Origin of the sequence: Bacillus sp. FSL R9-9492 (assembly GCF_038007365.1) — a bacterium.
Classification (GTDB): domain Bacteria; phylum Bacillota; class Bacilli; order Bacillales; family Bacillaceae_G; genus Bacillus_A; species Bacillus_A mycoides.
Window position 1 is genome coordinate 2,495,455 of record NZ_JBBOXC010000001.1, and the last position, 24,297, is coordinate 2,519,751.

Here is a 24,297-nt window from a genome sequence, read left to right on the forward strand (position 1 = left end):
GTAACTAAATGGAATTTCAAATTAATAGTCAGTGGTGATAAGTAAGGTAAGCTATGAAGAATCCGTCTTCAGTATGTTGTTCTCTAGGTCTTAAGTCTGAGGAAAATAATGACGAGAACAGGTATACTTATACTATGAAACAGGGAATGACTGCATAAGCAGGTATTTCTTGAAAAATCGATTTCAAGCAAGCAAAAATGTATATGAAATACGATATATTAGATGAAATATAGTGCACATAAATTCGCACATATAAATAAAGGAGCGATTTTGTTGACTGAACTCGAGAAAAAAGAACCTGTATCGATTGTGAAAGATAATAATGTAGAAGTAGTAGTGGATACAGTAATAAAAGATGCAGAACTTGAAGAACTGAATAAAGAAGCAGATCTTTATGTACAAAAGTTAAATAGCGAGCAAAATACAGATTTATCAAAAGTATTGTCGCAGCTTGGAGACTTAGGGGATAAAGAGCAGCAAGCGGCAGGACAAACGCTATCAGCTTTAAAACGTCCTGTGACAGCGATGATGAATGGAAAGAATGAAGAAATTCCAAATACATTGTTAGAATTACGAAAAGTGGTATCAGAACTTGATCCAAACTCATTAAAAGCAACTGGTATGAAGAAACTTATGTTTAAAGTGTTTAAGAAAAATCCGCTTGAAAATTACGTGCATAAATATCAATCTATAGATAAGCAAATCGAGGAGATTATAAGATCACTTCTCATTGGCCGTGATAACTTGCAAGAGGATACGGTTGGTCTTGAAATGTTAAAAGAGCAATCACACGATAAAATTCACGCTCTTGATAAACAAGTATACTTAGGAAGAAAACTTGCTGGTATGCTTGAAGCTGAGAAACAAAATCCAGAACGTCAAAGGGATATTCCGTTAATAAATGATGCATTAGAAAAGATACTTGTGCGTACTCGTAATATGCAACAAGCAAAAAGTGTATTATTACAATCTATCGCATCTGTAGACATCATTAAGAAAAATAATGAAAAGCTATCAGAGGCAATTCGTAATGCAATTACGATGACGCAAAACGTTATAACGGTTTCAGCTGCAATTCAGCTCGCATTAACAAATCAACGTAAAACAATTGATGCAGTTAATGCGACAAATGAAGCGATTGAATCAATGGTATTAAGCAATTCTCAAGCATTAAAACAAAATACAGAAGAAACAACAAAACTCCTTGAAAATCCTGCAATTAGCATGGATAAATTACGTGAATCATTCCAAAATGTATTTGCCGCTATTGAAGCATCTGAGAAATCGTCAGAACGTATTATTGAGTCTAGTAAGAAATTTGTAATTGAACTAGATACATTTAATGATGAGATGAAGCAGAAACTCATTCAGCGTCCAAGGAAATAACAGACTTTTAGAGGAGGTGAAAAAATGAGTTTCATTCAAGGAGTATTATTACTATTAGGATCATTACTTTTAATCGCATTTACTGTCGTTGTTTTAGTTGTATACTTCGGACGTAAACTTTATTTTTCATGGACGAAACCATATAAGAGAGCACAAGATTCCATTGAGAAATTATCAAACAAATCGACACCGTTTTTACAAGAGTTTACGCAACATCCACTCTTTTATCGCTGGATTCGTACGGAAGGAAAGAAAGAACAACATACATTGAATACTCTTTTCTGTACATCAGGTCAACGTACGAGAGAACAAGTATTTTCAATGTTACCGAAAGAAAAACAGAAAAAAGTGCATGTAATGGCAAAAACAACGAAAAAGCTTACAAATGAAGATATCGATGTGGCCGCGATGAAAGTGAAAGATTTCTTAAGACAAGAAACGCAGCAAACTGTAAAACCGACAGACTTATCGTTTTATAAATTGTATTTCTATGATCGATATCCAGATGCATTAAATACAATTCAAGCATATAAACGCTCGATTAATCCTTCACTACAAAGAACGGTTGATGACATTACAATTTCAGTATTAAATGCATTGCCGTACTATCAAGAACAACGCATGTTTGAACAACAACATAAACTTGAAACGTTCTTAATGAAAGATTTAACAGCGATGTTATCATTAGTGGTACAATTACCACCATCACAACGTCCTGAAAAAGAAGAAGAACTAAAAATATACTTGCAAAATTTCCAAAAGGAAATGGAAGTAGTAGAGCGTGATATTCGTGACTCCATTGATCATGATTTGAATGTGAAGATGAGAGCAGCGACTGAGAAGTTTAAGAATAAATAAAAAAGGTGCCTTAAAAGCTAAGTATTTCTCAGCTTTAAGGCGTTTTTTTTTGAGATTTTATTTTGCCTTAACGGTAGTAAAACTAGAAGGAATGCTTTCATTATGCAATCGATCAACTGCAGTTACCACATACGTATACGTTTCTCCAGAAATAGCCGTTTTATCTACGTAAATTTCTCCAAGTTTTGTTTTTCTTACAGTAGTAAGTAAATGTTTTGGGTTTTGTATATCCACTTCATTTTTTCCATTCACACGGTAAATGGCGTAATAAGAAGAGTCATTATCTCTATTGTCAATTATTCCCACGGCAATACCTTCATCTCTTGGAATGGCACCTTTTAAAGTAGGGTGTTTTGGTGGATCATGATCAAGCCAAGGCATAGGTGGAATTAATGCAGGGTGTTTATATATGTCTTTTGAGAGTCTATCTTTAATTACAAGTGGATTGTTATTAATATCTTTTAAGCTAAAATGCATACTTCCTTTTATTTCAGGATATTGACGATTTAATGCGATTTGTTTTGGATATTCTTCAGGATCAGACCAAGCAGGGGCAGAGTTGTTATTAATTTTATAGGCCGCTTGACCGATGTATAGGTGAATCGGTTTGTTATTTGTTTCTTTTACCCACCATTCTACTAATATATCATATGCAGCAGGTGTGAAACCTATATTCCAATATATTTGAGGTGTAATGTAGTCAATGTACCCTTTTTGTATCCACTCACGTGTGTCAGCATAAAGGTCATCGTAGTTTCTTTGACCTGCGGTTGTATTAGAGCCAGTTGGATCGTCAGCTATATTTCGCCATACGCCAAATGGACTAATGCCAAATTTCACGTATGATTTTTCTTGTTTTATAGCAGTATTTAAACCTTTTACGAGTTCATTTACATTATTGCGACGCCAATCTTCGATAGTTGAAAAATTCTCATTATTATATGATTCAAATGTTTTTTGATCAGGAAATTCTTCGCCAACTACTTTATAAGGGTAAAAATAATGGATATGGTCGTGTAGTTAGATAATAATGCATGTAACACCTAGCAACTTATGAAACTGCGAAAAGGAGGTAAATGATGAATAAAATTACCATTATAATAGCAATTTTATTAATAGCTAGCGTAGGATTTTTAATAAAATATCAATCTGATAATGAGAAACTTAAAACTGATAATATAAAATTAACGAAAAAAGTGGAAAAGGTGGAGGCACAATACAATGATACGAAAAAGGAGTTATCAGCTCTAAAGAGTAACAATCAACAACAAGTAAAGGAAGCTGCAGAACGATTTCTTAAAGCTTTCCGGACATATGACACCGGTAAAGGAGAATCCTATCTTACGAATGTTGAAGCTTATATAACTCCAAATGCGAAGAAAGAATTGACACCACCAGGTGGACCGACGCAATCTGCTCCTGGGGATGGAGATGAGAAAGAAAAGAAGAAAGTTTCATTTCAATCTGAATACACAGGTGGCGAGTTGTATTATGCATTTTTGGATACTACAAAAGCAAATGTATTAGCTAAAGTGAAAAGCAAAATTACAGTTAATGGTGTTTCATCTGATAATATGTCATTAATGCAAATAAACCTTATCTATGATGGAAATAAGGGTTCTGGTGCAAAAATAGAATAAAAGATAATAAAGTGCATAAATTCCTAACGGAATCGTATTTTATGCTGCAAGTCCAAACAATTGATGGATGAATTCTTTCTGATTTTGAATAGACTGGTCCCGTAAATCAACCTGTTTTTTTTTTATCATATGCATGGCTTCTACTCCCGAAAGAATAGATGTAGCTGTGTCAAAATATTTTAACCCTAGCATAGAACGAACTCGCTTCTTTATAAAGCGATGATCTTGTTCTACTATGTTATTCAAGTACTTTTGTTGTCTAAGTTGCATACCATCAGGTATGCTTTTTTCTTTTTTCAACTGTTCAATTGCTATAGGATAAGCCGGGTTCTTATCGACTGTTATAACACGTGGTTTTGAAACATGAAAAGACCGCAAAGCTTTCTTGAAAAAGCGCTTTGCAGCCTTCTGGTCTCTTGTTTTGTTTAGGGAAAAATCAATTGTGTTTCCTTTCGAATCAACAGTACGGTACAAATACATCCATTGACCTTTTACTTTGATATATGTTTCATCGACTCTCCAAGAGTCATTTGTTTGTTTAAGGTGACGACGGATTCGTTTGTCCAATTCCGGACCATACTGATGAACCCAACGCATAATCGTTGTATGAGAAATGGATAAACCCCGTTCTTCTAGCATTTCCACCAAATCACGAAAACTAAGGTTGTACCGTAGGTACCATCTTACCGTTAACAAAATAATATCAGGCTGATAATGCTTCCATTTGAATACATTTTCCTTTTCCATACCAATCACACACCCTTTCTAAAGTAATAGTAACAGTATGTCCAAGATTTATAGATTCATTGCAATTGTCCTTAAGTTTTTGCACCAGAATCCTCAATAGTATTTTTGACTGAGATTGTGATATTAAAACAAAGTTTAATTACTTTGAAAAAAGTTACGATGTTTTGAAAAATTGTTGTAGCAAGTTTTATGGAACCTTGCGATTAAACTTTTTAAAGAAAACGTGGAAAAGAAGGAAAGAACCATTCAAATTTCAATTTTTAATCAAAAGTAAGACGTTGAATCTGTTTTCATTGAAGGAAGAAACGAGGTTTTAAAGTGGGGAAAGCATTATTTAATGTAATAGGAATAACACTGGGATTCTGTGTATTTATAACTGCGTGTTCAAAATTAGATACTATGCCTTCTAAATCTAATGAATCAAAAAGTGAAGTAGTTGAAAAGGAAATTAGCAAAAAAGAAATAAAAAAAGAGGATACCAATACATATGAATCGTTATTTGCTACAAATGCCCCATTAATGATTCAAGAAGGACCAGGTAAATACGCAAAGGAAATAGCACTCTCATCAGAAGAAAATAATGAACTTAATCAGGAATTGATGAATTTACCAAAGGATTTAAGTGCAGAACAAATATATGTACAATTACTAAATTTACAGGCGCAAAGTTATAAAGAAGCTGTAAGTAAACTGGAAGGAATTATCCCTGAATTGGTGATTAAAGAACAAAATAATGGAAACGTACATTCTATAAAACCAAAAGATAAATCCCTGAATGTGGAGATCTTGCTTGATGCAAGCGGTAGTATGGCTGGTAAAGTTAATGGTCAAATTAAAATGGAAGCCGCTAAGAAAGCTATTTACAACTATCTTGATAAGATTCCGGATAATGCAAATGTAATATTAAGGGTTTATGGACATAAAGGAAGTAATAATGAAAATGATAAAAGTTTATCCTGTGGATCTTCGGAGGTAATGTACCCATTACAGCCTTATAATAAGGAACAATTTAATGCTGCTTTATCTAAGTTTGATCCGAAGGGGTGGACGCCGTTAGCATTGGTTATAGAGTCTGTAAATGATGATTTTAAAGAGTATACCGGTGATGAAAACCTAAATGTAGTATATATTGTGAGTGATGGAGAAGAGACTTGTGGGGGAGATCCAGTTAATGCTGCCAAAAATCTCAATAAATCCAATACTCATGTAGTTGTAAATATTATTGGATTTGATGTGAAAAATAGTGAGCAACAGCAATTAAAGAATACTGCAGAAGCAGGAAAAGGAAATTATGCGACAGTAAGTAATGCCGACGAATTATATCAAACTCTTAATAAAGAGTATGAAAAACTATATAAAGAATGGGAAAATTGGAAGATTGATCAATACTTCAGTCTGAATACGCAGTGGGCAGATTTATTTATGAATATTAAAAAGGCTCATATGGAAATTAATGATGTAATTAATAAAGAACATTATAATTTAAAGAATAATATTTCTTACTTAAGTGAGAAAGAAATCATTAATAATCATAAAAAGCTCAGTCTTGAAAAGCTTATTAAGCTTCGCTTTGAAACACTAACTAGTTATTATAATGATAGAGAAAAGGAGTTAATAAATCTTATAACTGAAAATGAAAAGAAAATGAAACAACAATTGGAGCAATGTAAACCATAATGAAAAGCTGTTAAAATATTAATGGTTGATAATTTATCATTTTAGCTAAAAATGCCCCTTCCAAAAGGAACGTGAAGGGGCATTTCCCAGTGAACTGTAGAGGTTTGGGATCAGTAAAACTTATATGTATCAAGGCTCTCAAGTTATTATTCTCATTGAGAACCACCTCATAGTTATTCACCTACATACAGTCCGCTACACAGTGATAATTATGCAGTCAATACCTACCTAGGGTAAGTAACCCTTTGAGGCTCTAAGTCTCATGCCTCCTCAGTGTACTAACAGCTCATTTACATAATTCTCGTTACTGGAAGTGAATAGTTTCAGATTAACATGAACTAAATAATCAGGAGAGCGATCCAGTCCAAACCGAGTTCTGTATGTAACATATATTGATTAAATGTATTGATAAAGAAAGTGAGGCTAACACAAATGAACACTTCCAATCAATTTAACCCTCCTATTCTGTTTATCCCAAAAGAGAAAGAATGTTACGAAAAAAGAATATCTGTCTTGGTCTCCATCAAGATAGATCCTAAGAATTTATCTCTTTGTTCAAGTTTGAGTCATCAGTTTACTGCGACAGGTACGTATTCTGACAAATCAACTAGGGACATTACAAATCTTGTAGAATGGTACTCTAGCAATCTTTCAAGTGCAATAGTTTCAAATAAGGAAGAAACAAAAGGTTTGATTACAGCAATTAATACTGGGGAAGCTCAAATTTTTGCAAGATTAGACGGAATAATGAGTTCGGATAGTTGTCTCACAGTTACTGAACCAGTGGTTCAAATGACAAATTTACAGGGATCCAATGATTGTACGTTAGATATAAATAGAACAGTTTCTACGACTGAGACAACCAGTATGAATTGTCCAAGTAGAACTTTCGGTTTTGGTAAGGGAGTCTTACTGCTTGATAATGATGTTGCTTCCTATGATTTTGCCAAACAACTTTGGTCAATTACTCAATATACTGTTGTGCAGATATCTCCATCAATTATCAAAGGTCAATACACTACAGGTAAACAACTGGCAGCGGATTACTGGTGTGTTTGGATCGGAATTCAAGGGAATATTACTGATCTGGACGTCATGGCAATGATGCAACCAGGAGGAATCATTGATGAATTCGTCAAACTTGGCGGAATTTTCATTGTACACGATACAGATACTAATCCAATAATTGTAACATCTCCTGAAGGGTTTGAGTTCATTGGGAGTAAATCTGAGTCACTAACACAATTTTCGAAGCTTGTACAAATACCTTTGTCCTTTGAGTACCTTCGAACATATTTATATATTAACTCTATCAAGAAAGAAGGTGACTCTATGGCTCTTGAAACTAACTGTCAGACTTGTACTCCTCCTGAAGGTTCCACATCGATTCTTACTGTGGATATACCAGGTGGTCTAGCTATTAATCTATTGGGGATTCATATCGAAGCTTGTCCAATCTGCGTTACAGTATTCACTGATGGATCCGATACACTTACATCTCAACAACAAGATATCGCAAATAATCTCATCAAAGTCGTTCAGAATTTAGTTCCAACTATTCCTGGCGCTTAAAGGGAAATAGTTTGTAATTTAATACAGGGCTTGACCAAAAAAAACGGTCGAGTCTTTTTTTTTCAAAACGTGGCGGTACCCCTAATAGTGTGTGCTCCTCCTCAGTTTAATCTTGTAGGAAATTGAAAAGTGTATTCTTCAGTTTTCTTTGCTCAACAGACATTATCTTTGCGAGAACGCCAAATAAATAACCTTTGAAGTCTTTTCTAATCTTGTTCATCTTCAGGACAAATACAGATTGTTTGAGCGCTGAGATTGCCACCTCAGTTGTATCAACTAAGTCAGGTGCATACTTGCTTGCAGCCAATTTAACTTTACCCCATACCGAAAAACAAAGGGTATTGGTATACTTTCCTGTTTAAAATATTGTTCGTATAGGAAGTGAATAAGCTTCCTATACGAACCACATTACATATTAATAATTTAGAGGGTTTTAAAAATAAAGAGGTGGTTTTTAAATGTATAATGAGTCAATATATTATCCTTATATAAATTATGATCAATACTTCGATCGTCAATTCTCTGGTCCTCAGATTCCAGGTATACCTGGAATGCCAGGTTTTCCGGGTGTACCAGGCTTTCCGGGTGTACCAAGTTTTCCAGGACAGCAAAGCTCACAAGCTCCAACATCTCCCCCCCCATCATTTATTCCTCAACAATCAACAGCTTCACCATTTGCTGTTGATCCAGGAGCAATTTCATTATGTTTATTTCGAAATACTTATATATGGCTTAGTAATGGTGAACAATTTTGGTATTTCCCAATTTTTGTAGGACCAAGGTCTGTTGCTGGTTTCAGATGGAACGGTAGGTTTTGGGTTATTTTTGGAATTGATACGAGAAGGATTATTTCATTTACATGTTTTTAAAAATTATAGAGTAACAATAGAGGTTTAATTATATAAACAAAAGAGGTATTTGAATGAAAAAATTTCAATCATTTGATGGTACAATAACTATGATTAACGATTTTGTAACAGGGTCAAACGAAGATATAGGATGTAATAAATTAATGTCCGTAGATAATGGTTATGGGAATCTAATAAATTTTGTAGTGAAACCAAATACGTATTTTATCGACTATGCAACGGTAGTAGTAGGAGATAAAGTAACTGGGTTTTACGATGCCAACGCTCCTGCTCCTCTTATTTTCCCACCACAATTTCAAGCGACTGTTATGGCAAAATATACACCGCATCAAAATGTAAAAGTAGACTGTTTTAATGAACAGTTGGAGAGTAGTGATGGAAAATTAAAATTAAATATTTCTCCTTCTACTCAAATTTTATTAACAAATGGTCAATTCTTTACAGGTAATCTTGTAAATCGAAATTTAATAGCTATTTATAGTTTTACAACAATGAGTATACCAGCTCAAACTACACCATATAAAATCATTGTTTTGTGTCAAAAGTGATTTCTATTCTAAAGGGTCTCTCGGTTTATCAAACTACACTCCATTGTAGAATCAAAAATTTTAGCCATCTTATTGACCAGGATCATAGGCATGTCAAGAGACGTTTTGCTAAATCGGTAGGATTTCAAAATCTTCGTCATGCTTCACGTACGATAAAAGGTATCGAGACCATTCATGCCCTATATAAACAACGGCGAAGTCTTCAAAGAGACTCCGCCTTTTCAACGTACAATAGACTTCAACAATTATTAGCTAATTCTTAAACCTTGATCCTTATTTACCATCGGATTGAACAAGATTGTTTCCCCTAAGTTGATGGACATGTATGGTGATCCTACATCCATGAACTTAAGAAAAGCAAATACCTCAAAACAAAAAACACACTCGTTCTGATTAGGAACGAGTGTGTTTAGGTTATCTGAAAGGTACAAACTTCCATGAGCTAGGTTTTTGTGTTTTTCCCCCTAGTACAATCCAACTTTTCTCTGCATTTATATTCTTATAATTTAATGGATAGTCATCTGTAAAAATATTATATTCTGTAGGTTTATCCGGGTTAATTTGAATTTTAAAGTCAGCTAAACTATCAGACTTTTGAGCAAGGTGAATCCAACTAGAATAATTAGACCAATTTAAATATTGAAATTGATCGTAATTTGAGTGCTTCATGCGAAGATATATACTTTCCCCGTGGTGTAGCTTTGCATCATTTTCTTTGTAGAATTCAAATTCTATAGGTGTACCAGATAAAGCATTGTCCTTATTATTTGCAAGTAAAACATAATCGTAACGATTTGCTACATACCATTCAAATGTTAGACCTTGATAAGGAGATTCACTTGGTACGATATAATAGTTTTTCCCTGCTTCTATGACGTTTCCTTCTATATCATAGATTAATGCGGTCTCTATACTTGGAGCTTTCACATTTTCAGTAAAAGTTTTAAACCAAAGATTTAAGAAACCTGCTGTATTGCGCTGAGCTTCTCCTAAGCTTCGCTGCACAGCTGGGGTAACCATTTCTTGCCACAATTGCGCCTTACCACTATTATAATACTTAAATGTTTTATCATTAGTAATATTTTGGATTTCAGGTTTAGCTACTAGGGCTGCATAATCAATCCATTCTTCAGGTGTGGATAGAGAGTCGTTATAATTCCCTCCAGTATTGACTGCAAATTGATTTTGAATGGTTGTAACATAATTTTCAAAGTAGCTATGATATTTTATAGCTCTCGTATCAATTGCGGTAAAATTTGCTGCATGCATAGGTTGGGTAGCATCTGTAAAATAGTGCGTGGCTACTCCTAAGTAATAGAAAGCTTTTTCATAGTCTTTATTTCGTAAATGTTCTCCAGATTCATAAAAGTATTTCTTGCCTTGTGTAAGAGCCGTTGGATTTGTTTCTCCTCTATAATTTTCTTTAGTATCAGGGTCATAAAAATGAGATTTCCATCCGCCTTTAAAAACACCGCCTATTCCTGTTCCGCCATCGTTAAACTCTGCATTATAATCTGCATCATATAATCCTTTAGAAAACAGATCTTTATATTGCGGATAATTTAAAAAGTCCACAGCCTGCTTATTCGCTTCAACATTAGATTCTGTTTTCATAATTTCAATAGCTTGTTTTGCAATCCATAAATGTGTACTTTTATCAGAATGATACGGAGCTTCTGCAGACCATCGAGCGGTAATAGGATCATTGTCAGTTAAATCAATTTGATCGAGATGAGCATAACTACTTTGAGGAGCTACTCCTAAAATAGTTAAAGTCATTCCAGCTATACATAGTGTTGATGTGATTTTTTTCATTTTTTATTCCTTTCTAAATATGAAGATATAAGTATTATAAATACATCAATATCATGAAGATAGAGGAACCTAATATGTAATATTGCATATTAGTAAATCTATATGAATATATATAACATGAAAATCACTATAACGAACATGCAGGTTTCCTTTTTTATTTGTTATTTTTATCAGTAAAGTAGACTACATATCAACTTCAGATACTTGTTTTATGATACAAGTAATCAAACAAAAGGAGGGCCATACAAACATAATTACACTATTATTAACAGGGCACTCTTTTAAGTACAGGAGATTATTAGCAGGTGGAGAAAATGTTGAAGATGTACAGACAGATAAACATATTCCATATGAAAAAAATGAATTGCAGCAAACTCTAGAAAAGTACGATTCGAAGGAGTTTGAGTTATAAAAAGAAAATAGATAAATTGACAAGAGAAAATCACTTTGTGTATATCACAGGCGTTTTTTATTTTCATTTTGATATAGGGCTGGAATTAAATTCCCATGTTTTTTTGCAGTCATTCAATACTACATATGTACATATGTGTATATTCGATACTATATATGTACATATTCATTATTGAAGTTATTAATAATAAAATGTATTATAGATAAGCGCAATTTATAATTCAAGTAAGCCGAAATGTGTATTCGTAGTAAATTTAATATTCAGAAATAATAGTGTTGTCTGGAAAATGAGGTGGAATTAATAGAAACGTTACATATTAAATGATATGGATTGTATAGTTTAAATGACTTTTACAGTAGAGAATAAGCTTTTAAGAAGGTTATAAACAAAGAAATATTGCTCTATATTGAAAAAAATAAAAGCGCTTTATACAAAAGATAAGGGGACTTCATAAAGATTCATTTTGTCATGAAAGCGAATTAAAGGTTAGATTAGGAATAATAGAATTCCCTAGTGACGAAAGTTATTCTGAAGAGAAGGTGAAATCTTTTTTTGTTTCACAGCATATCCATTAGAAAGCGCAAACTAAAGAGGAAAGTTGATTTTAAAAATTATAAATCGGTGAAGAAGAGGCTTATTAATATTTAATTTATTAAACTATTTCTGAATAACATATGTCAGATACTTGAAAACGCACAAACCTTAATATTTTCATTATTTAATAAAAATATTAAGATTCTCAAGAACAATACGTAAAGATTAGTGGCGAAAATAAACACGGAGGTTTGAAAAATGGGACAAGGAAGCAGGTTTCAAGCAAAACAACAAAATCGTCGTAATAAGGGGATATTTAATATCGCATTTAGTTTGGTATTAGTAACAGTTGGCATAGTGACGTATCAGTTGTTTTTCACTTCTGATACATCAAAGAAAGCAATTGCTCAAGAAAAGAAAGCAACAAAGATAGAAGAGAAGAAGAACGAAGATAAAGAAGCAGTAAAGATAGAAGAAAAGAAAAACAAAGATAAAGAAGTGGCAAAGATAGAAGAGAAGAAGAACGAAGATAAAGAAGCAGTAAAGATAGAAGAAAAGAAAAACGAAGATAAAGAAGCAGCAAAGATAGAAGAAAAGAAAAACGAAGATAAAGAAACAGTACATTTAGAAGAGAAACAAAAAGTAGAAGAACCTGTAAAAACGAACGGAAATGAAAATAAAGAGGGAGAAAAAACGATATCTCAAGAAAAGGGTTCTCAAACTAATTCTTCTTGGAAGGCAATTGGTACAGAGCAAGGAGCAAAACCTGCAATGAAATTTAAAGAAGGAACAGTAGATTGGAATGAGATGAAAAAAGCAATTTCTTATGCTGTTGATGCTCCAGAGGGTCAATTGATTTTTGATTTTATTGGAAATAATGGTGAAAATAAAGCCTACGGTAATGTACGAGATAAGCAAAGTAATAAAAAATATAAGGTTGATATTGATTGGGTAGAGAATCAGGGCTGGAAACCAGTATCTGTTCAAGTAGTAAAATAAACTTGGTTCTATATGATGTTTGAATTATTTGACACTCCCACCCCTAAAGGGGCAAGCTGACTAACATCAGTGGTGTTCTTGCTACCAAAGGAGAAGTCCATTTCTGGTATCGCTGACGTGCAAGGTTGCGGTGTGTCATCACCACTCTCACGACAGACCGTATAGGTTCGGGAGCTACGGTACTATCACCATACCGTACAGGTTCGTGTTCAGATGTTTAGCGTCTTGTTCTTGACGACACATATCATTTTTTACTGGTAGCATGAATTCGGCGTCATCTCAAACAAATGAATAACTCATGGAGAGTGGTCGAAACATACATAAAAATAAAAGGACAATGGATGTATTTATATCGTGCTGTTGATTCGAAAGGAAACACGATTGACTTTTATTTGAGTAAATCTAGAAATCATAAGGCTGCAAAGCGCTTTTTCAAGAAAGCTTTGCAGTCTCTTCATGTTTCAAAGCCTCGTGTTATAACAGTCGATAAGAATCCTGCTTATCCAATTGCTATCGAACAGTTGAAAAAAGAAAAAAGCATACCTGATGGTATGCAACTTAGACAACAAAAGTACTTGAATAACATAGTAGAACAAGATCATCGCTTTATAAAAAAGCGAATCCGTTCTATGTTGGGATTTAAATCATACAAAACATCAGCCACTATATTGAGTGGTGTTGAAGCCATGCATATGCTCAAAAAAGAACAAATTGATTTGCAGGACCAGTCTGTCCAAAATCGGAATATTTTTATGAACCGGCTGTTTGGATTAACTGCTTAACAGGTAATTCCGTTAGGAATCCTTGATTCTTTTTTACTTATCATCTTTCACACCAGAACCATACATTCTATCAATAAGAGAAATATATAATTATGCATATCTTTTTTTATTATTTCGGTAGTATCAAAACTTAATATATAATTAAAAGGTTTTTTAATGAATTGATAAGGAGATACGAGTATGAAGAAAATCATAGGACTTATAGTATCATTATTTTTATTATTTTCTACTTATGTACCAACGTTTACAGAAGCAGCCGAAGCTTAAAATAAAGTAGGCTGGGTGAGGAAAATAGAGAGCCTGCTCGTAATGAGTAGACCTTTTTTTATAAAGTTTCTTCATGGGAAATCTTTTATATATTCATTATAGATCATATTCACAATGCCAGTCCTTGATACGTCTGTAAAAACGTATCAAAAAGTGTACTTTTTAATTAAGTAAATGTCCCTTTTTCGGGGAGATGAGCAAAAACACCTAATTTAAAAATTTTTACAACAGAAACAGATAACATGATAAAGTGTTGATTACTGTGCATGTAATTATAATAAAAGAGCCTTCCAAAATGGTGTATTTAATAGTTTAGCTTATACGATTTTAGGAAATTAATAGCATATTATACCACTATTATTTACCTAATTTCCAAGAAATAGAGGTGATTGTAGGTGACTAAACCTTTTGAAAAAAATAGTCGTTATATGGTTGGATTAGACAGTCTAAGGGGCCTAGCTATACTAGGTGTTATTTTGTATCATATTAATTTTAATTGGATGCCTGGAGGATTTTTAGGGGTTACTGTATTTTTTGTACTCTCGGGTTATTTAATTACAGATATTCTAGCGATGGAGTGGAAGAGAAATAAGAGAATTGATTTGAAGAAATTCTGGCTTAGTAGGGCAAGGAGATTGCTTCCAGCAATGTTTGTTATGCTCGTTATAACGTTGGCCTGGATTACGATTTTTCATAGCTCTTTACTTGAGAAAATGCGTGGAGATTCATTAGCGGCGTTATTTTATGTTAGTAACTGGTGGTATATTTATCATAAATTATCGTACTTTGATAATTTTAACCAGCTTTCTCCATTGAATCATTTTTGGTCGTTAGCAGTTGAGGAACAGTTCTATGTTGTCTGGCCGTTTATCATTAGTTTAGGGCTTTACCACATAAAAAAACAATCCCGTATGATTTTATTGATTTGTCTGGGAGCTGTTGCTTCAGCTTTAGCGATGGCAATTTTGTATGAACCTGGAGCTGATCCGAGTAGAATTTATTATGGCACAGATACGAGGGCCTTTTCTTTACTTATTGGAGCGGCACTTGCCTTAATTTGGCCAAGCAATAGGCTTGCAAATAAAATTATTCCAAAGGCGCGTCTCATTCTTGATGTAGTGGGAGGAACTGCTCTTATTATTATTTTGCTTATGTTTTGGAAGACGAATCAATATGATCCGTTTCTATACAATGGAGGAATGGTTCTCTTATCAATTGCAACAGCATTGTTAGTGGCAAATCTTGCTCATCCAGCGAGCCGTATCGCTCAATTTTTACGATTTAGACCTTTACGTTGGATAGGAATAAGGTCGTATGGCATATATCTTTGGCATTATCCAATTCTTACATTGACGACTCCAAAAGTAAATGCTGGAGATTTTTCACTAATAAGAGCAATTCTTCAATTTATTCTAATTATAATGATTGCGCAAATTTCATGGAAGTATATTGAAAAACCAATCCGACAAGGTGCGCTCCGAAATATTCAGTTTAAGAATTTAAGGCTTCAAAATGTCGCTTTAAGTGTTAAGTTAGCTTTAATTTGTGCAGTATTCGTTTCGTCAATAGCCGTTTTGGGGTTATCAAAAGTTAGTAAGGCTAAGGAGAATCCTCAACTAGATAAGGTGGAAGCAGTACAAACACAACCAGCGAAACATCCAGTTGCAATTTGGGAAAATCCAGCTCAAGAGACGCCCAAAAATCAAGAAGAATCAAAAGAAGTAAATTCTGTGCAACCTAAAAGTTCTCCCAACGTTACAGCGATAGGCGATTCCGTTATGATTGATATTGCTCCATATTTAAAAAATGCTTTTCCTGATATTAGGATTGATGCACAAATTGGTCGCCAGCTGTCAAAAGCGATTCCTGTAGTTGAACAGTTAAAGAATGAAGGGAATTTAGGAAACTATGTCATTATTGGGTTAGGTACAAATGGAGCCTTTACTACGGAGCAACTTGTATCATTAATAGAATTAATTGGAAATGAACGTAAAATGATATTTATTAATACGAGGGTACCACGTCCGTGGGAATCAATCGTGAATGAGAGATTGAAAGTGACAGCATCTAAATATCCGAATGTAACTCTAGTCGATTGGTATGCAGCAAGTGCTGGAAAGAGAGATTACTTTGCACCTGATGGTGTGCATTTAACCAAATTAGGTGCAGAAGCGTACGCAGCACTTGTAGTCAAAGCGGTGAATCAATAATTAAATATGTATAATGAATGGTTTCGATGCCTTTTACTATACTTGAGAGGCATGACGAAGGGTTTGAAATCCTGTGGATTTGGAAAAGTGTCTGTCGCTATACATGTCTACGGTCATGTTCTGTGAGATTATTAATAGGAAGTAAGGGAGAAGGTGAAAGGAGGTTAGTAGATTAATTTAAATAGACTAAACTAAGAAGAGGATATTATGTTCAATATATGAGCATATATCCTCTTTTCTTATACATATTAGATTAGTTATACAGATATTGGAAATGTAGTTCAGTATGTATACATTGTTCAGAAAAGTATGTATACTCCAGGCGGAGGACGTAGCCCATAGCGGGAGGCGTAGTGAGGTCTTTAGACCGAGTGTTAATATTTTTTAGGGGTGAAGTGTTATGAGGGTGCAAGAGGTTGTCTTAGAGAATAACAGCACAAGATACATATTACTGGATCAAGAAGGATTCCCTGTTATGCCAGTTATGAAATATATAAAGTATTTAGATAAGACAGGGAAAAGGCCTAATACTCAAAAAGCATATTGTTATTCCTTAAAACATTTTTATACCTACTTAGAAGAAACGGTTCTGGTGCAAAAATAAAAGAGAATAAAGCGCATATACTCCTAACGGAATCGTATCTTATGCTGCAAGTCCAAACAATTGATGAATGAATTCTTTCTGATTTTGGACAGACTGGTCCCCTAAATCAATCTGTTCTTTTTTAATCATATGCATGGCTTCTACTCCAGAAAGAATGGATGTAGCTGTGGCAAAAGATTTGAGCCCTAGCATAGAACGGATTCGCTTCTTTATAAAACGATGATCTTGTTCTACTATGTTATTCAAGTACTTTTGTTGTCTAAGTTGCATACCATCAGGTATGCTTTTTTCTTTTTTCAACTGTTCAATTGCTATCGGATAAGCTGGATTCTTATCGACTGTTATCACACGTGGCTTTGAAACATGAAAAGACCGCAAAGCTTTCTTGAAAAGGCGCCTTGCAGCCTTCTGGTCTCTTGTTTTGTTTAGGAAAAAATCAATTGTGTTTCCTTTCGAATCAACAGCACGATACAGATACATCCATTGACCTTTTACTTTGATATATGTTTCATCGACTCTCCAAGAGTCATTTGTTTGTTTGAGGTGACGGCGGATTCGTTTGTCCAATTCAGGACCATACTGATGAACCCAACGCATAATCGTTGTATGAGAAATGGATAAATCCCGTTCTTCTAGCATTTCCACCAAATCACGAAAACTGAGGTTGTACCGTAGGTACCATCTTACCGTTAACAAAATAATATCAGGCTGATAATGCTTCCATTTGAATACATTTTCCTTTTCCATACCAATCACGCACCCTTTCTAAAGTAATAGTAACAGTATGTCCAAGATTTATAGATTCATTGCAATTGTCCTTAAGTTCTTGCACCAGAACCAGAAAAATAAATATTGAAACATTAATTTAATAGGAAAAATATTTTTAGTGAAATTTACTTTCAGTATAACTAAATCGTTTCATTTCTTCATATGCTTGTTAGTAAAGTGAAACTTTCTTTCATTTGAAAGAAACAATTTATAAGTATAGGAGGATTCAATAATGAAAGTTTTATTCGTTTGTTCTGGAGGAATGTCCAGCGCAATTGTTGTAAACGCTTTAAAAAAAGAAGCAGAGAAAAAAGGTATGAACATGGAAGTGCATGCTATTGGAACAAGTGAGGTGGAGGAAGAAGTAAAGAATGGTTGGGATGTTGTAATGGTTGCACCTCAAGTTAGACATCGATTTGACGCTGTAAAAAAACTTACAGAACAAGAATCTATTCCGTGCGGTATTATTCCGCCGCAAGCATACACGCCGCTTGGTGGACCGACTTTATTAAAAACTGTAAATGAATTAATTAGTTAGGGGGAAGCGTTATGAATAAGTTTGTCACGTTTCTTGATAAAAACTTATCTGGACCGATGGCAAGGCTTTCTGAACAGAGGCATTTACAAGCAATCCGTGATGGAGTTATTTCGGCGTTACCATTTATTATCGTAGGGAGTTTCTTTTTAATAGTAGCATTTCCACCATTACCGAAAGATAGTTTCATATCAGTTTGGGCATTGAAAAATCAAACAAGTATATTAATACCATATCGTTTAACGATGTTTATTATGTCTTTATATATAGCATTTGGTATAGGATACAATTTAGCGAAAAGTTATAAGTTAGATGCTTTATCAGGGGCACAGTTAGCAGTATGCTCACTACTTTTAACATTGACGCCCGAATTAATCGATAAAAAAGGATTTATGCTTCCGATGACAAATCTCGGGGGGCATGGATTATTCGTAACGATGATCGTATCTATTTTATCAGTAGAGATTTTAAGATTTTGTAAGACGAAAAATGTAATGATTAAAATGCCAGAACAAGTACCGCCGTCTGTTTCACGTTCGTTTGAAGCACTTATACCTGCTGCATTCGTAATTATTTTAATGAGTTTAGTAACTGTCGTTTTTAGTATTGATTTACACCATGTTGTTGATAAATTAGCAGCACCGTTAGTAAAAGCTGGTGATAGTTATTTCGGTGTAATCATTCCAGTGTTTTTAATTACATTTTTTTGGTCATTCGGAATCCATGGTGTGTCGGTTGTTGGAACTGTTGCTCGGCCATTATGGGAAGTATACTTAGGGAAAAATGGTGAAGCAGTTGCTAGTGGAGCAGATCAGTTGCCATTCATATCACCAGAGCCGTTATACCAATGGTTTATATGGATTGGCGGTTCTGGTGCGACGTTAGGGCTTGTATTAGCTATGATTGTATTTGGTCGATCAAAATATTCGAAAGCATTATCAAGAACTTGTATTGTTCCTGGTATTTTTAATATTAATGAACCTGTTATTTTCGGATTACCGATTGTACTAAATCCAATTTTAATTATCCCGTTTATCATTACACCACTAGTAACAGCAACTGTTGCATATTCAGCAACTGCGATGGGATTTGTAACGCCAACACATATTATGCCGCCGTGGACATTACCAGCTCCAATTGGCGCGTATTTAGCCACAGGTGGAGATTGGCGTGCAGTAGTATTAGTTTTTATAAATATAGCAATATCATTCCTTATTTACCTACCATTCTTTAAAATGTACGACAAAAACATGCTTGAAATTGAGAAAAATGGTGATGGGGAATCTGTTAATCCGTAAGTTTTATATTTTATTTTTGAGTGATAGGCATTTTGTCTATCACTTCTTTCACATTAAGTCCAGAGAGGGTGAAATAGAATGAATATAAAATTTAGCTATAAAGGTGTATTTTTGTTGTTATTTGGAGTGATATGTGCAAATTTACTTTTCGTACCTTTATTAAGAATGCTAAATCTATCACAAATGCATAGTATATGGCTCGTTACAAGCTTTGCGGCAAGTATTTTGCTTACGGTAGTTGTTTCTTTCATTGATGGATCGTTTGCATCGAAAGCACAGTTGTTTTTTAGATTTATATTGTTTTCTGTAGGTTGTACGTTGTTTACTTACATAATTGTTTTTTAGTGAATAGGGGGCATGTATATTATGTATATTGCAGGGATAATGTCCGGTACATCGTTAGACGGAATAGATGTAGCGCTCGTTCATGTAGAAGGAAACGGTGTAGATTCTAAAGTTGAACTGGTCCATTTTACTACAGTTCCATTTTGTAACGATATAAAAAATGAAATACAACAATCGTTATCAATAGAAAATTCAAATGTCCAACTCATATGCAGTTTGAATTTTAAGCTCGGTTTATGTTTTGCCAACGCTGTAAAGGAGGTTTGTAAAAAGGCCAATTTTCCTTTGAACCAATTAGATTTAATAGGTTCTCACGGACAAACGATTTATCATCAGCCAAAGCAAGAAGGCAATAGTATTTCTTCGACATTGCAAATTGGAGAACCAGCAATTATAGCATATGAAACGAACACTACGGTTATCTCTAATTTTCGAACGATGGATATGGCAGCAGGGGGACAAGGTGCACCACTTGTGCCATATTCAGAGGTCATTTTGTATCGTCATCAAACTAAAAATAGATTACTACAAAATATTGGCGGAATCGGTAATGTTACAGTAATACCAAGTCATCTAAGTGATAAGAGCGTTATTGCTTTTGATACTGGCCCAGGAAATATGGTAATCGATGATGTATGTCAAAGATTATTTCAGTTGCCATATGATCAAAATGGTAGGATTGCAAAACAAGGAGTAGTTGTAGATGAAATTTTGACATATTGTATGAACCATCCATTTTTGAAAATGAATCCACCGAAATCAACTGGTAGAGAACAGTTTGGAGAAGAGTTTGTAAGTGAATTATTGAAGCGGTTTGAAAAGCATGGTAAAGAAAATCTTTTGACGACTGTCACGATGTTTACAGCAAGTTCAATTGTTCATCATTATAAGGAGTTTATTCTGCCGTATTATGAAATCGATGAAGTAATTTTAGGTGGTGGGGGCAGTTATAATCGTACACTTGTTGAAATGATACGAAATGGATTGAAGGAAGAAAAGTGCGCGATATTCATTCAAGAAGATATAGGCTATTCTTCAGAGGCGAAAGAAGCAATCGCCTTTGCGATATTAGCAAACGAAACGCATCATCGTAATCCGAGTAATGTGCCAAGCGCAACAGGTGCAAAGCAATCTGTAGTTTTAGGGAATATAACATTCCCTCCAATAAGATGATGAAAATGAGGCGAACATATGAAGTATATGATTGGAGTAGATGGTGGGGGCACGAAGACAGAAGCAATTGCATTTGATCAAGACGGAAACGAAGTTGTAAGAGGTACGAGTGGGTTTGGAAATATATTAATAGATTATGAAAAAGCAGTTTCGCATATTATGGAGGCGATCGATCAATGCAAGAAAGCTTTAATAGATGGGCACTGCGTTTGTATTTGTTTAGGGTTAGCGGGTATAAGTGGAGCGAATACAAATGAATTAACATTACGATTAATAAAGAAATATGAAACGAAAATTGAAGTTTTTAATGACGCAATGATTGCACATGCAGCTGCTTTAAAAGGCAAGAATGGAATATTAACTATAGGTGGTACAGGTGCAATTTGTATAGGAAAGAAAGACGAAGTGTACGAGTATAGCGGTGGATGGGGACATATTTTAGGCGATGAAGGAAGCGGTTATTGGATTGCGTTACAAGGTTTAAAGAGAATGGCAAATCAATTTGATCAAGGAGTTAGACTTTGCCCATTAAGCTTAAGGATTCAAGACGAGTTTCGACTTTTAACATCATCTCATATAAAAAGACTAGTATATAGTTCTTCAAAAGATAAAGTTGCAGCAATTGCACCATTAATTATAGAGGAAGCGAGGAATGGGAATGATGATGCACATCAAATTATTCTGCAAGCGGCTAAGGAATTAACGATAATTACGGTGAATATTTACAACAAGATGCAGTTTGATTTATCACCTTTAATTGCAGTTAGTGGTAGTATATTGTGTTCAGTACCTGAAATATATGCTGAATTTAAGAAATGCTGTGAGAAAAGTATGGGAGAAGTTATATTCGTATCACCATCAGAAATGGCAGTGAAAGGAACATATCATTTAATGAAGGATGTATATTTTATAAAATAGAAGTATGAGAATTTTTGTATGATTTGTAAAAATATGATGTTAAAATATACAAAGGGATGTAAAGCAAGAAAAAGTACAATATACATAGTCATTGAATATTGTATAAGTACTCCCATGTAGAAAGTGAATGATTACATGATTAATAGTATGCAATTTTTGTATTTGGTGGCTTCTTATTTATTTGGAAACATATTGACCGCTTATATAGTAACGAAATGGAAACATAATGTTGATATTCGTGAAGAAGGAAGTGGTAATCCTGGCGCAAGAAATATGGGGCGCGTATATGGAAAAGGGTCTTTCGTCGCTACATTTTTAGGTGATGCGATCAAAGGGGCAATCGTAGTTTCTATTGCAAAATACCTTTTCGAAGATTCTACATTTGTAATGTTAGCTTTACTGGCTGTTATACTTGGACATATTTACCCAATTTTATTTAAAGGCAAGGGCGGAAAAGGCATTTCAACATTTATTGGAGGTTTAATTGCATTTGATTATTTGATAGCGCTTACTCTTATTGCTGTTTTCATTATATTTTATTTAATCTTTAAAGGATTTACTAAGCCTGGACTAATTACAATCGCTTGTTTACCAGTTTGCATGATTTTGTATTGTTACTCTATTGTTACGACTATTTTAAGTGCACTTATCATTGTACTTATTTTATATGTAAATCGAGAATGAAATGAACTTTTAATAAGTGGAGTTAATCTCCACTTATAATTTTTATTAAATACATAAAGGAGATACAACATGGGGTTAATTTATAAAGTTGCTGATCAAGCTTGGGAATTTGAAAGTATACATAAATTGAATTATAAAACATTTGTAGAAGAAATTCCGCAACATGAAGAAACGAAAGATCGTGTTCGTATAGATCGTTTCCATGAAGAAAATACATATTTAATTTGTTTAGATGACGATAAGTTAGTAGGTATGGTTGCATTGCGAGGAAAACGACCATTCTCGTTAGATTATAAAATTCCAAATCTAGATTTTTATTTGCAAGAACATGGAGAAAATGTATATGAAATTCGTTTACTTTCAATAGAACGTGAATATCGAAATGGAAGAGCATTGTTAGGTTTAATTCGCTTTTTACATCGTTATTTGCTTCTAAATGGATATGAATGGGCACTCATTTCTGCTACAACACGTGAACTACCTTTATATGAGCAAATGGGATTCAAATCTTTCCATACGTTAGTTGGTACTGAAGCAGCAGCCTTCCAGCCAATGTATGTTACCCCAGCTATGTTTGAAGAGTCGAGTGTTGGGGGTATTATGACGAAAGAATATACGTTTTTACCTGGTCCAGTGGATATTGAAGAAAATGTTCGAAAGGCATTTTCTACTAAGCCTATTTCGCATCGTTCTAAGTCATTTCAAGTGACAATGGAAAATGTAAAAAAACGTTTACTGCAAATGACAAAAGCAAAACGTGTGCAAATAATGTTAGGAACAGGGACGTTAGCGAATGATGCCATTGCTTTACAGTTGAATTCTTTAAAAGGGAAAGGACTAGTTTTAACAAATGGGGAATTTGGAAATAGGTTAGTGGGACATGCAACACGTGCGCAATTACATTATGATACGCATAAAAAAGAAATGGCAGAGCCGTTTCTTTATACAGAATTAGAAAAAATAATGGCAACTGGAAATTATGAATGGCTTTGGTTTGTTCACCATGAAACATCAACTGGAATGTTAAATAATTTAGAAGAACTAAACATTCTTTGTAAAAAATATCAAATGAAACTATGTGTAGATTGTATAAGCTCAATTGGAGCAATACCAATAAATTTGAAGGATGTATATTTTGCAAGTGGTGTAAGCGGAAAAGCGATTAAATCATATACAGGATTATCTTTCGTTTTTCATAACCACATTGTAAAAGTAAACGAGGCAGTACCTGCTTATATGGACATTGGTATGTACGAAGAAAATGAAAGTATCCCATACTCCCATTCATGGAATTTAATTTATGCATTGCAAGAAGCATTGAAGCGACTTGAAGATGAAGAGGCATTTGAAAAAATAAAAGAGGCGTATGCTTATATTGAACAAGCTATTAATACTATGGGTTTAAAGCTTGTTTCACCTAAAGATCATGCCGCTCAAATTGTTCTTACCATTCAATTAAACGAAGGGCAGTGTTCTAAGGCAGTAGGTGATGCATTAGCATTACAAGGATATATTGTTCATTATGAATCAGCATATTTACAAAAGAATAACTGGATTCAAATAGCATGTCTGAATCACTATAAAGAACGTGATATGAAGAGGATGTTAAATTGTTTGCAGATGTGTGTGTTAAAGAAAGTTCTTTTAACGTAAATG

21 protein-coding genes and 5 pseudogenes are annotated in these 24,297 nt (G+C 34.1%); 21 read left to right on the forward strand and 5 right to left on the reverse strand.

Features of this window, described 5'->3' with window-relative positions:
• The first annotated feature begins 273 nt into the window (after nt 1-273).
• On the forward strand, nt 274-1,386 hold the full coding sequence (locus tag MKY70_RS12685) for a toxic anion resistance protein (RefSeq protein WP_002085564.1): 1,113 nt from the start codon (nt 274-276) through the stop codon (nt 1,384-1,386).
• Between the two features lie 24 nt (nt 1,387-1,410).
• Entirely contained in the window at nt 1,411-2,244 is an 834-nt protein-coding gene (locus tag MKY70_RS12690; protein ID WP_002035109.1) for a DUF3974 domain-containing protein, read from the forward strand.
• A 57-nt stretch (nt 2,245-2,301) separates the two neighbouring features.
• Here the strand turns inward: MKY70_RS12690 and MKY70_RS12695 are convergent.
• Nucleotides 2,302-3,246, reverse strand: a pseudogene (locus MKY70_RS12695) (glycoside hydrolase family 10 protein); the annotation flags it as partial.
• Between the two features lie 77 nt (nt 3,247-3,323).
• On the opposite strand from MKY70_RS12695, the gene MKY70_RS12700 reads away from it, so the two are divergent.
• The gene (locus MKY70_RS12700) at nt 3,324-3,884 is read left to right on the forward strand and encodes a hypothetical protein (protein WP_060751792.1); all 561 of its coding nucleotides are present in this window, start codon (nt 3,324-3,326) and stop codon (nt 3,882-3,884) included.
• 39 nt (nt 3,885-3,923) lie between these two features.
• On the opposite strand, the gene MKY70_RS12705 is transcribed toward MKY70_RS12700, so the two are convergent.
• Complete coding sequence (locus MKY70_RS12705) at nt 3,924-4,631, reverse strand: IS6 family transposase (RefSeq protein WP_341024461.1); 708 nt, start codon at nt 4,629-4,631, stop codon at nt 3,924-3,926.
• 318 nt (nt 4,632-4,949) lie between these two features.
• Here MKY70_RS12705 and MKY70_RS12710 point away from each other — a divergent pair, with 318 nt between their 5' ends.
• On the forward strand, nt 4,950-6,308 hold the full coding sequence (locus tag MKY70_RS12710; protein ID WP_341024463.1) for an amino acid dehydrogenase: 1,359 nt from the start codon (nt 4,950-4,952) through the stop codon (nt 6,306-6,308).
• A gap of 432 nt (nt 6,309-6,740) precedes the next feature.
• A complete protein-coding gene (locus MKY70_RS12715) occupies nt 6,741-7,880 on the forward strand; it encodes an Ig-like domain-containing protein (RefSeq protein WP_341024465.1) in 1,140 nt (379 codons plus the stop codon).
• Between the two features lie 106 nt (nt 7,881-7,986).
• Here the strand turns inward: MKY70_RS12715 and MKY70_RS12720 are convergent, their stop codons facing one another.
• Entirely contained in the window at nt 7,987-8,187 is a 201-nt protein-coding gene (locus MKY70_RS12720; protein ID WP_033708116.1) for a hypothetical protein, read from the reverse strand.
• Between the two features lie 151 nt (nt 8,188-8,338).
• Between MKY70_RS12720 and MKY70_RS12725 the strand changes: the two genes are divergently transcribed.
• The 3 genes and pseudogenes from MKY70_RS12725 to MKY70_RS12735 all read left to right on the forward strand — a co-directional run.
• Nucleotides 8,339-8,749 (forward strand): hypothetical protein, encoded by a 411-nt coding sequence (locus MKY70_RS12725; RefSeq protein WP_044444597.1) that lies wholly within the window; start codon nt 8,339-8,341, stop codon nt 8,747-8,749.
• Between the two features lie 53 nt (nt 8,750-8,802).
• Entirely contained in the window at nt 8,803-9,297 is a 495-nt protein-coding gene (locus MKY70_RS12730; RefSeq protein WP_341024467.1) for a hypothetical protein, read from the forward strand.
• 23 nt (nt 9,298-9,320) lie between these two features.
• Nucleotides 9,321-9,560 (forward strand): annotated as a pseudogene (locus MKY70_RS12735) (DDE-type integrase/transposase/recombinase); the annotation flags it as partial.
• Nucleotides 9,561-9,711: 151 nt separating this feature from the next.
• Here MKY70_RS12735 and MKY70_RS12740 read toward each other — a convergent pair.
• Entirely contained in the window at nt 9,712-11,112 is a 1,401-nt protein-coding gene (locus MKY70_RS12740) for a zinc dependent phospholipase C family protein (protein ID WP_060751795.1), read from the reverse strand.
• A gap of 211 nt (nt 11,113-11,323) precedes the next feature.
• On the opposite strand from MKY70_RS12740, the gene MKY70_RS12745 reads away from it, so the two are divergent.
• From MKY70_RS12745 to MKY70_RS12770, 6 genes and pseudogenes are all read left to right on the forward strand, one after another.
• The gene (locus MKY70_RS12745; RefSeq protein WP_033708115.1) at nt 11,324-11,524 is read left to right on the forward strand and encodes a hypothetical protein; all 201 of its coding nucleotides are present in this window, start codon (nt 11,324-11,326) and stop codon (nt 11,522-11,524) included.
• Nucleotides 11,525-11,854: 330 nt separating this feature from the next.
• Nucleotides 11,855-12,069, forward strand: a pseudogene (locus MKY70_RS12750) (sodium:proton symporter); the annotation flags it as partial.
• Nucleotides 12,070-12,316: 247 nt separating this feature from the next.
• The gene (locus tag MKY70_RS12755) at nt 12,317-13,057 is read left to right on the forward strand and encodes a YrrS family protein (protein ID WP_341024469.1); all 741 of its coding nucleotides are present in this window, start codon (nt 12,317-12,319) and stop codon (nt 13,055-13,057) included.
• A gap of 266 nt (nt 13,058-13,323) precedes the next feature.
• Nucleotides 13,324-13,839 (forward strand): annotated as a pseudogene (locus MKY70_RS12760) (IS6 family transposase); the annotation flags it as partial.
• A 662-nt stretch (nt 13,840-14,501) separates the two neighbouring features.
• A complete protein-coding gene (locus MKY70_RS12765; RefSeq protein WP_131246184.1) occupies nt 14,502-16,316 on the forward strand; it encodes an acyltransferase family protein in 1,815 nt (604 codons plus the stop codon).
• Between the two features lie 400 nt (nt 16,317-16,716).
• Nucleotides 16,717-16,902: pseudogene (locus MKY70_RS12770) on the forward strand (tyrosine-type recombinase/integrase); the annotation flags it as partial.
• 57 nt (nt 16,903-16,959) lie between these two features.
• Here MKY70_RS12770 and MKY70_RS12775 read toward each other — a convergent pair.
• Complete coding sequence (locus tag MKY70_RS12775; RefSeq protein WP_341024471.1) at nt 16,960-17,667, reverse strand: IS6 family transposase; 708 nt, start codon at nt 17,665-17,667, stop codon at nt 16,960-16,962.
• Between the two features lie 253 nt (nt 17,668-17,920).
• On the opposite strand from MKY70_RS12775, the gene MKY70_RS12780 reads away from it, so the two are divergent.
• From MKY70_RS12780 to MKY70_RS12810, 7 genes are all read left to right on the forward strand, one after another.
• Nucleotides 17,921-18,226 (forward strand): PTS sugar transporter subunit IIB, encoded by a 306-nt coding sequence (locus MKY70_RS12780; protein WP_000865888.1) that lies wholly within the window; start codon nt 17,921-17,923, stop codon nt 18,224-18,226.
• Between the two features lie 11 nt (nt 18,227-18,237).
• Nucleotides 18,238-19,521, forward strand: coding sequence for a PTS sugar transporter subunit IIC (locus MKY70_RS12785; RefSeq protein WP_061689421.1), 1,284 nt, complete (start codon nt 18,238-18,240; stop codon nt 19,519-19,521).
• A 78-nt stretch (nt 19,522-19,599) separates the two neighbouring features.
• Nucleotides 19,600-19,866: a hypothetical protein gene (locus tag MKY70_RS12790; RefSeq protein WP_002136308.1), complete on the forward strand. Its 267-nt coding sequence runs from the start codon at nt 19,600-19,602 to the stop codon at nt 19,864-19,866.
• Between the two features lie 21 nt (nt 19,867-19,887).
• Nucleotides 19,888-21,039 carry an anhydro-N-acetylmuramic acid kinase AnmK gene (gene anmK / locus MKY70_RS12795; RefSeq protein ID WP_088033046.1) on the forward strand — a complete coding sequence of 384 codons (1,152 nt, stop codon included), beginning with the start codon at nt 19,888-19,890 and terminating at the stop codon, nt 21,037-21,039.
• A gap of 18 nt (nt 21,040-21,057) precedes the next feature.
• Nucleotides 21,058-21,957 carry a BadF/BadG/BcrA/BcrD ATPase family protein gene (locus MKY70_RS12800; RefSeq protein WP_341024476.1) on the forward strand — a complete coding sequence of 300 codons (900 nt, stop codon included), beginning with the start codon at nt 21,058-21,060 and terminating at the stop codon, nt 21,955-21,957.
• Between the two features lie 135 nt (nt 21,958-22,092).
• Complete coding sequence (plsY, locus tag MKY70_RS12805; RefSeq protein WP_215577094.1) at nt 22,093-22,641, forward strand: glycerol-3-phosphate 1-O-acyltransferase PlsY; 549 nt, start codon at nt 22,093-22,095, stop codon at nt 22,639-22,641.
• Between the two features lie 69 nt (nt 22,642-22,710).
• The gene (locus MKY70_RS12810; RefSeq protein WP_341024482.1) at nt 22,711-24,294 is read left to right on the forward strand and encodes an aminotransferase class V-fold PLP-dependent enzyme; all 1,584 of its coding nucleotides are present in this window, start codon (nt 22,711-22,713) and stop codon (nt 24,292-24,294) included.
• Nucleotides 24,295-24,297 lie beyond the last annotated feature (3 nt).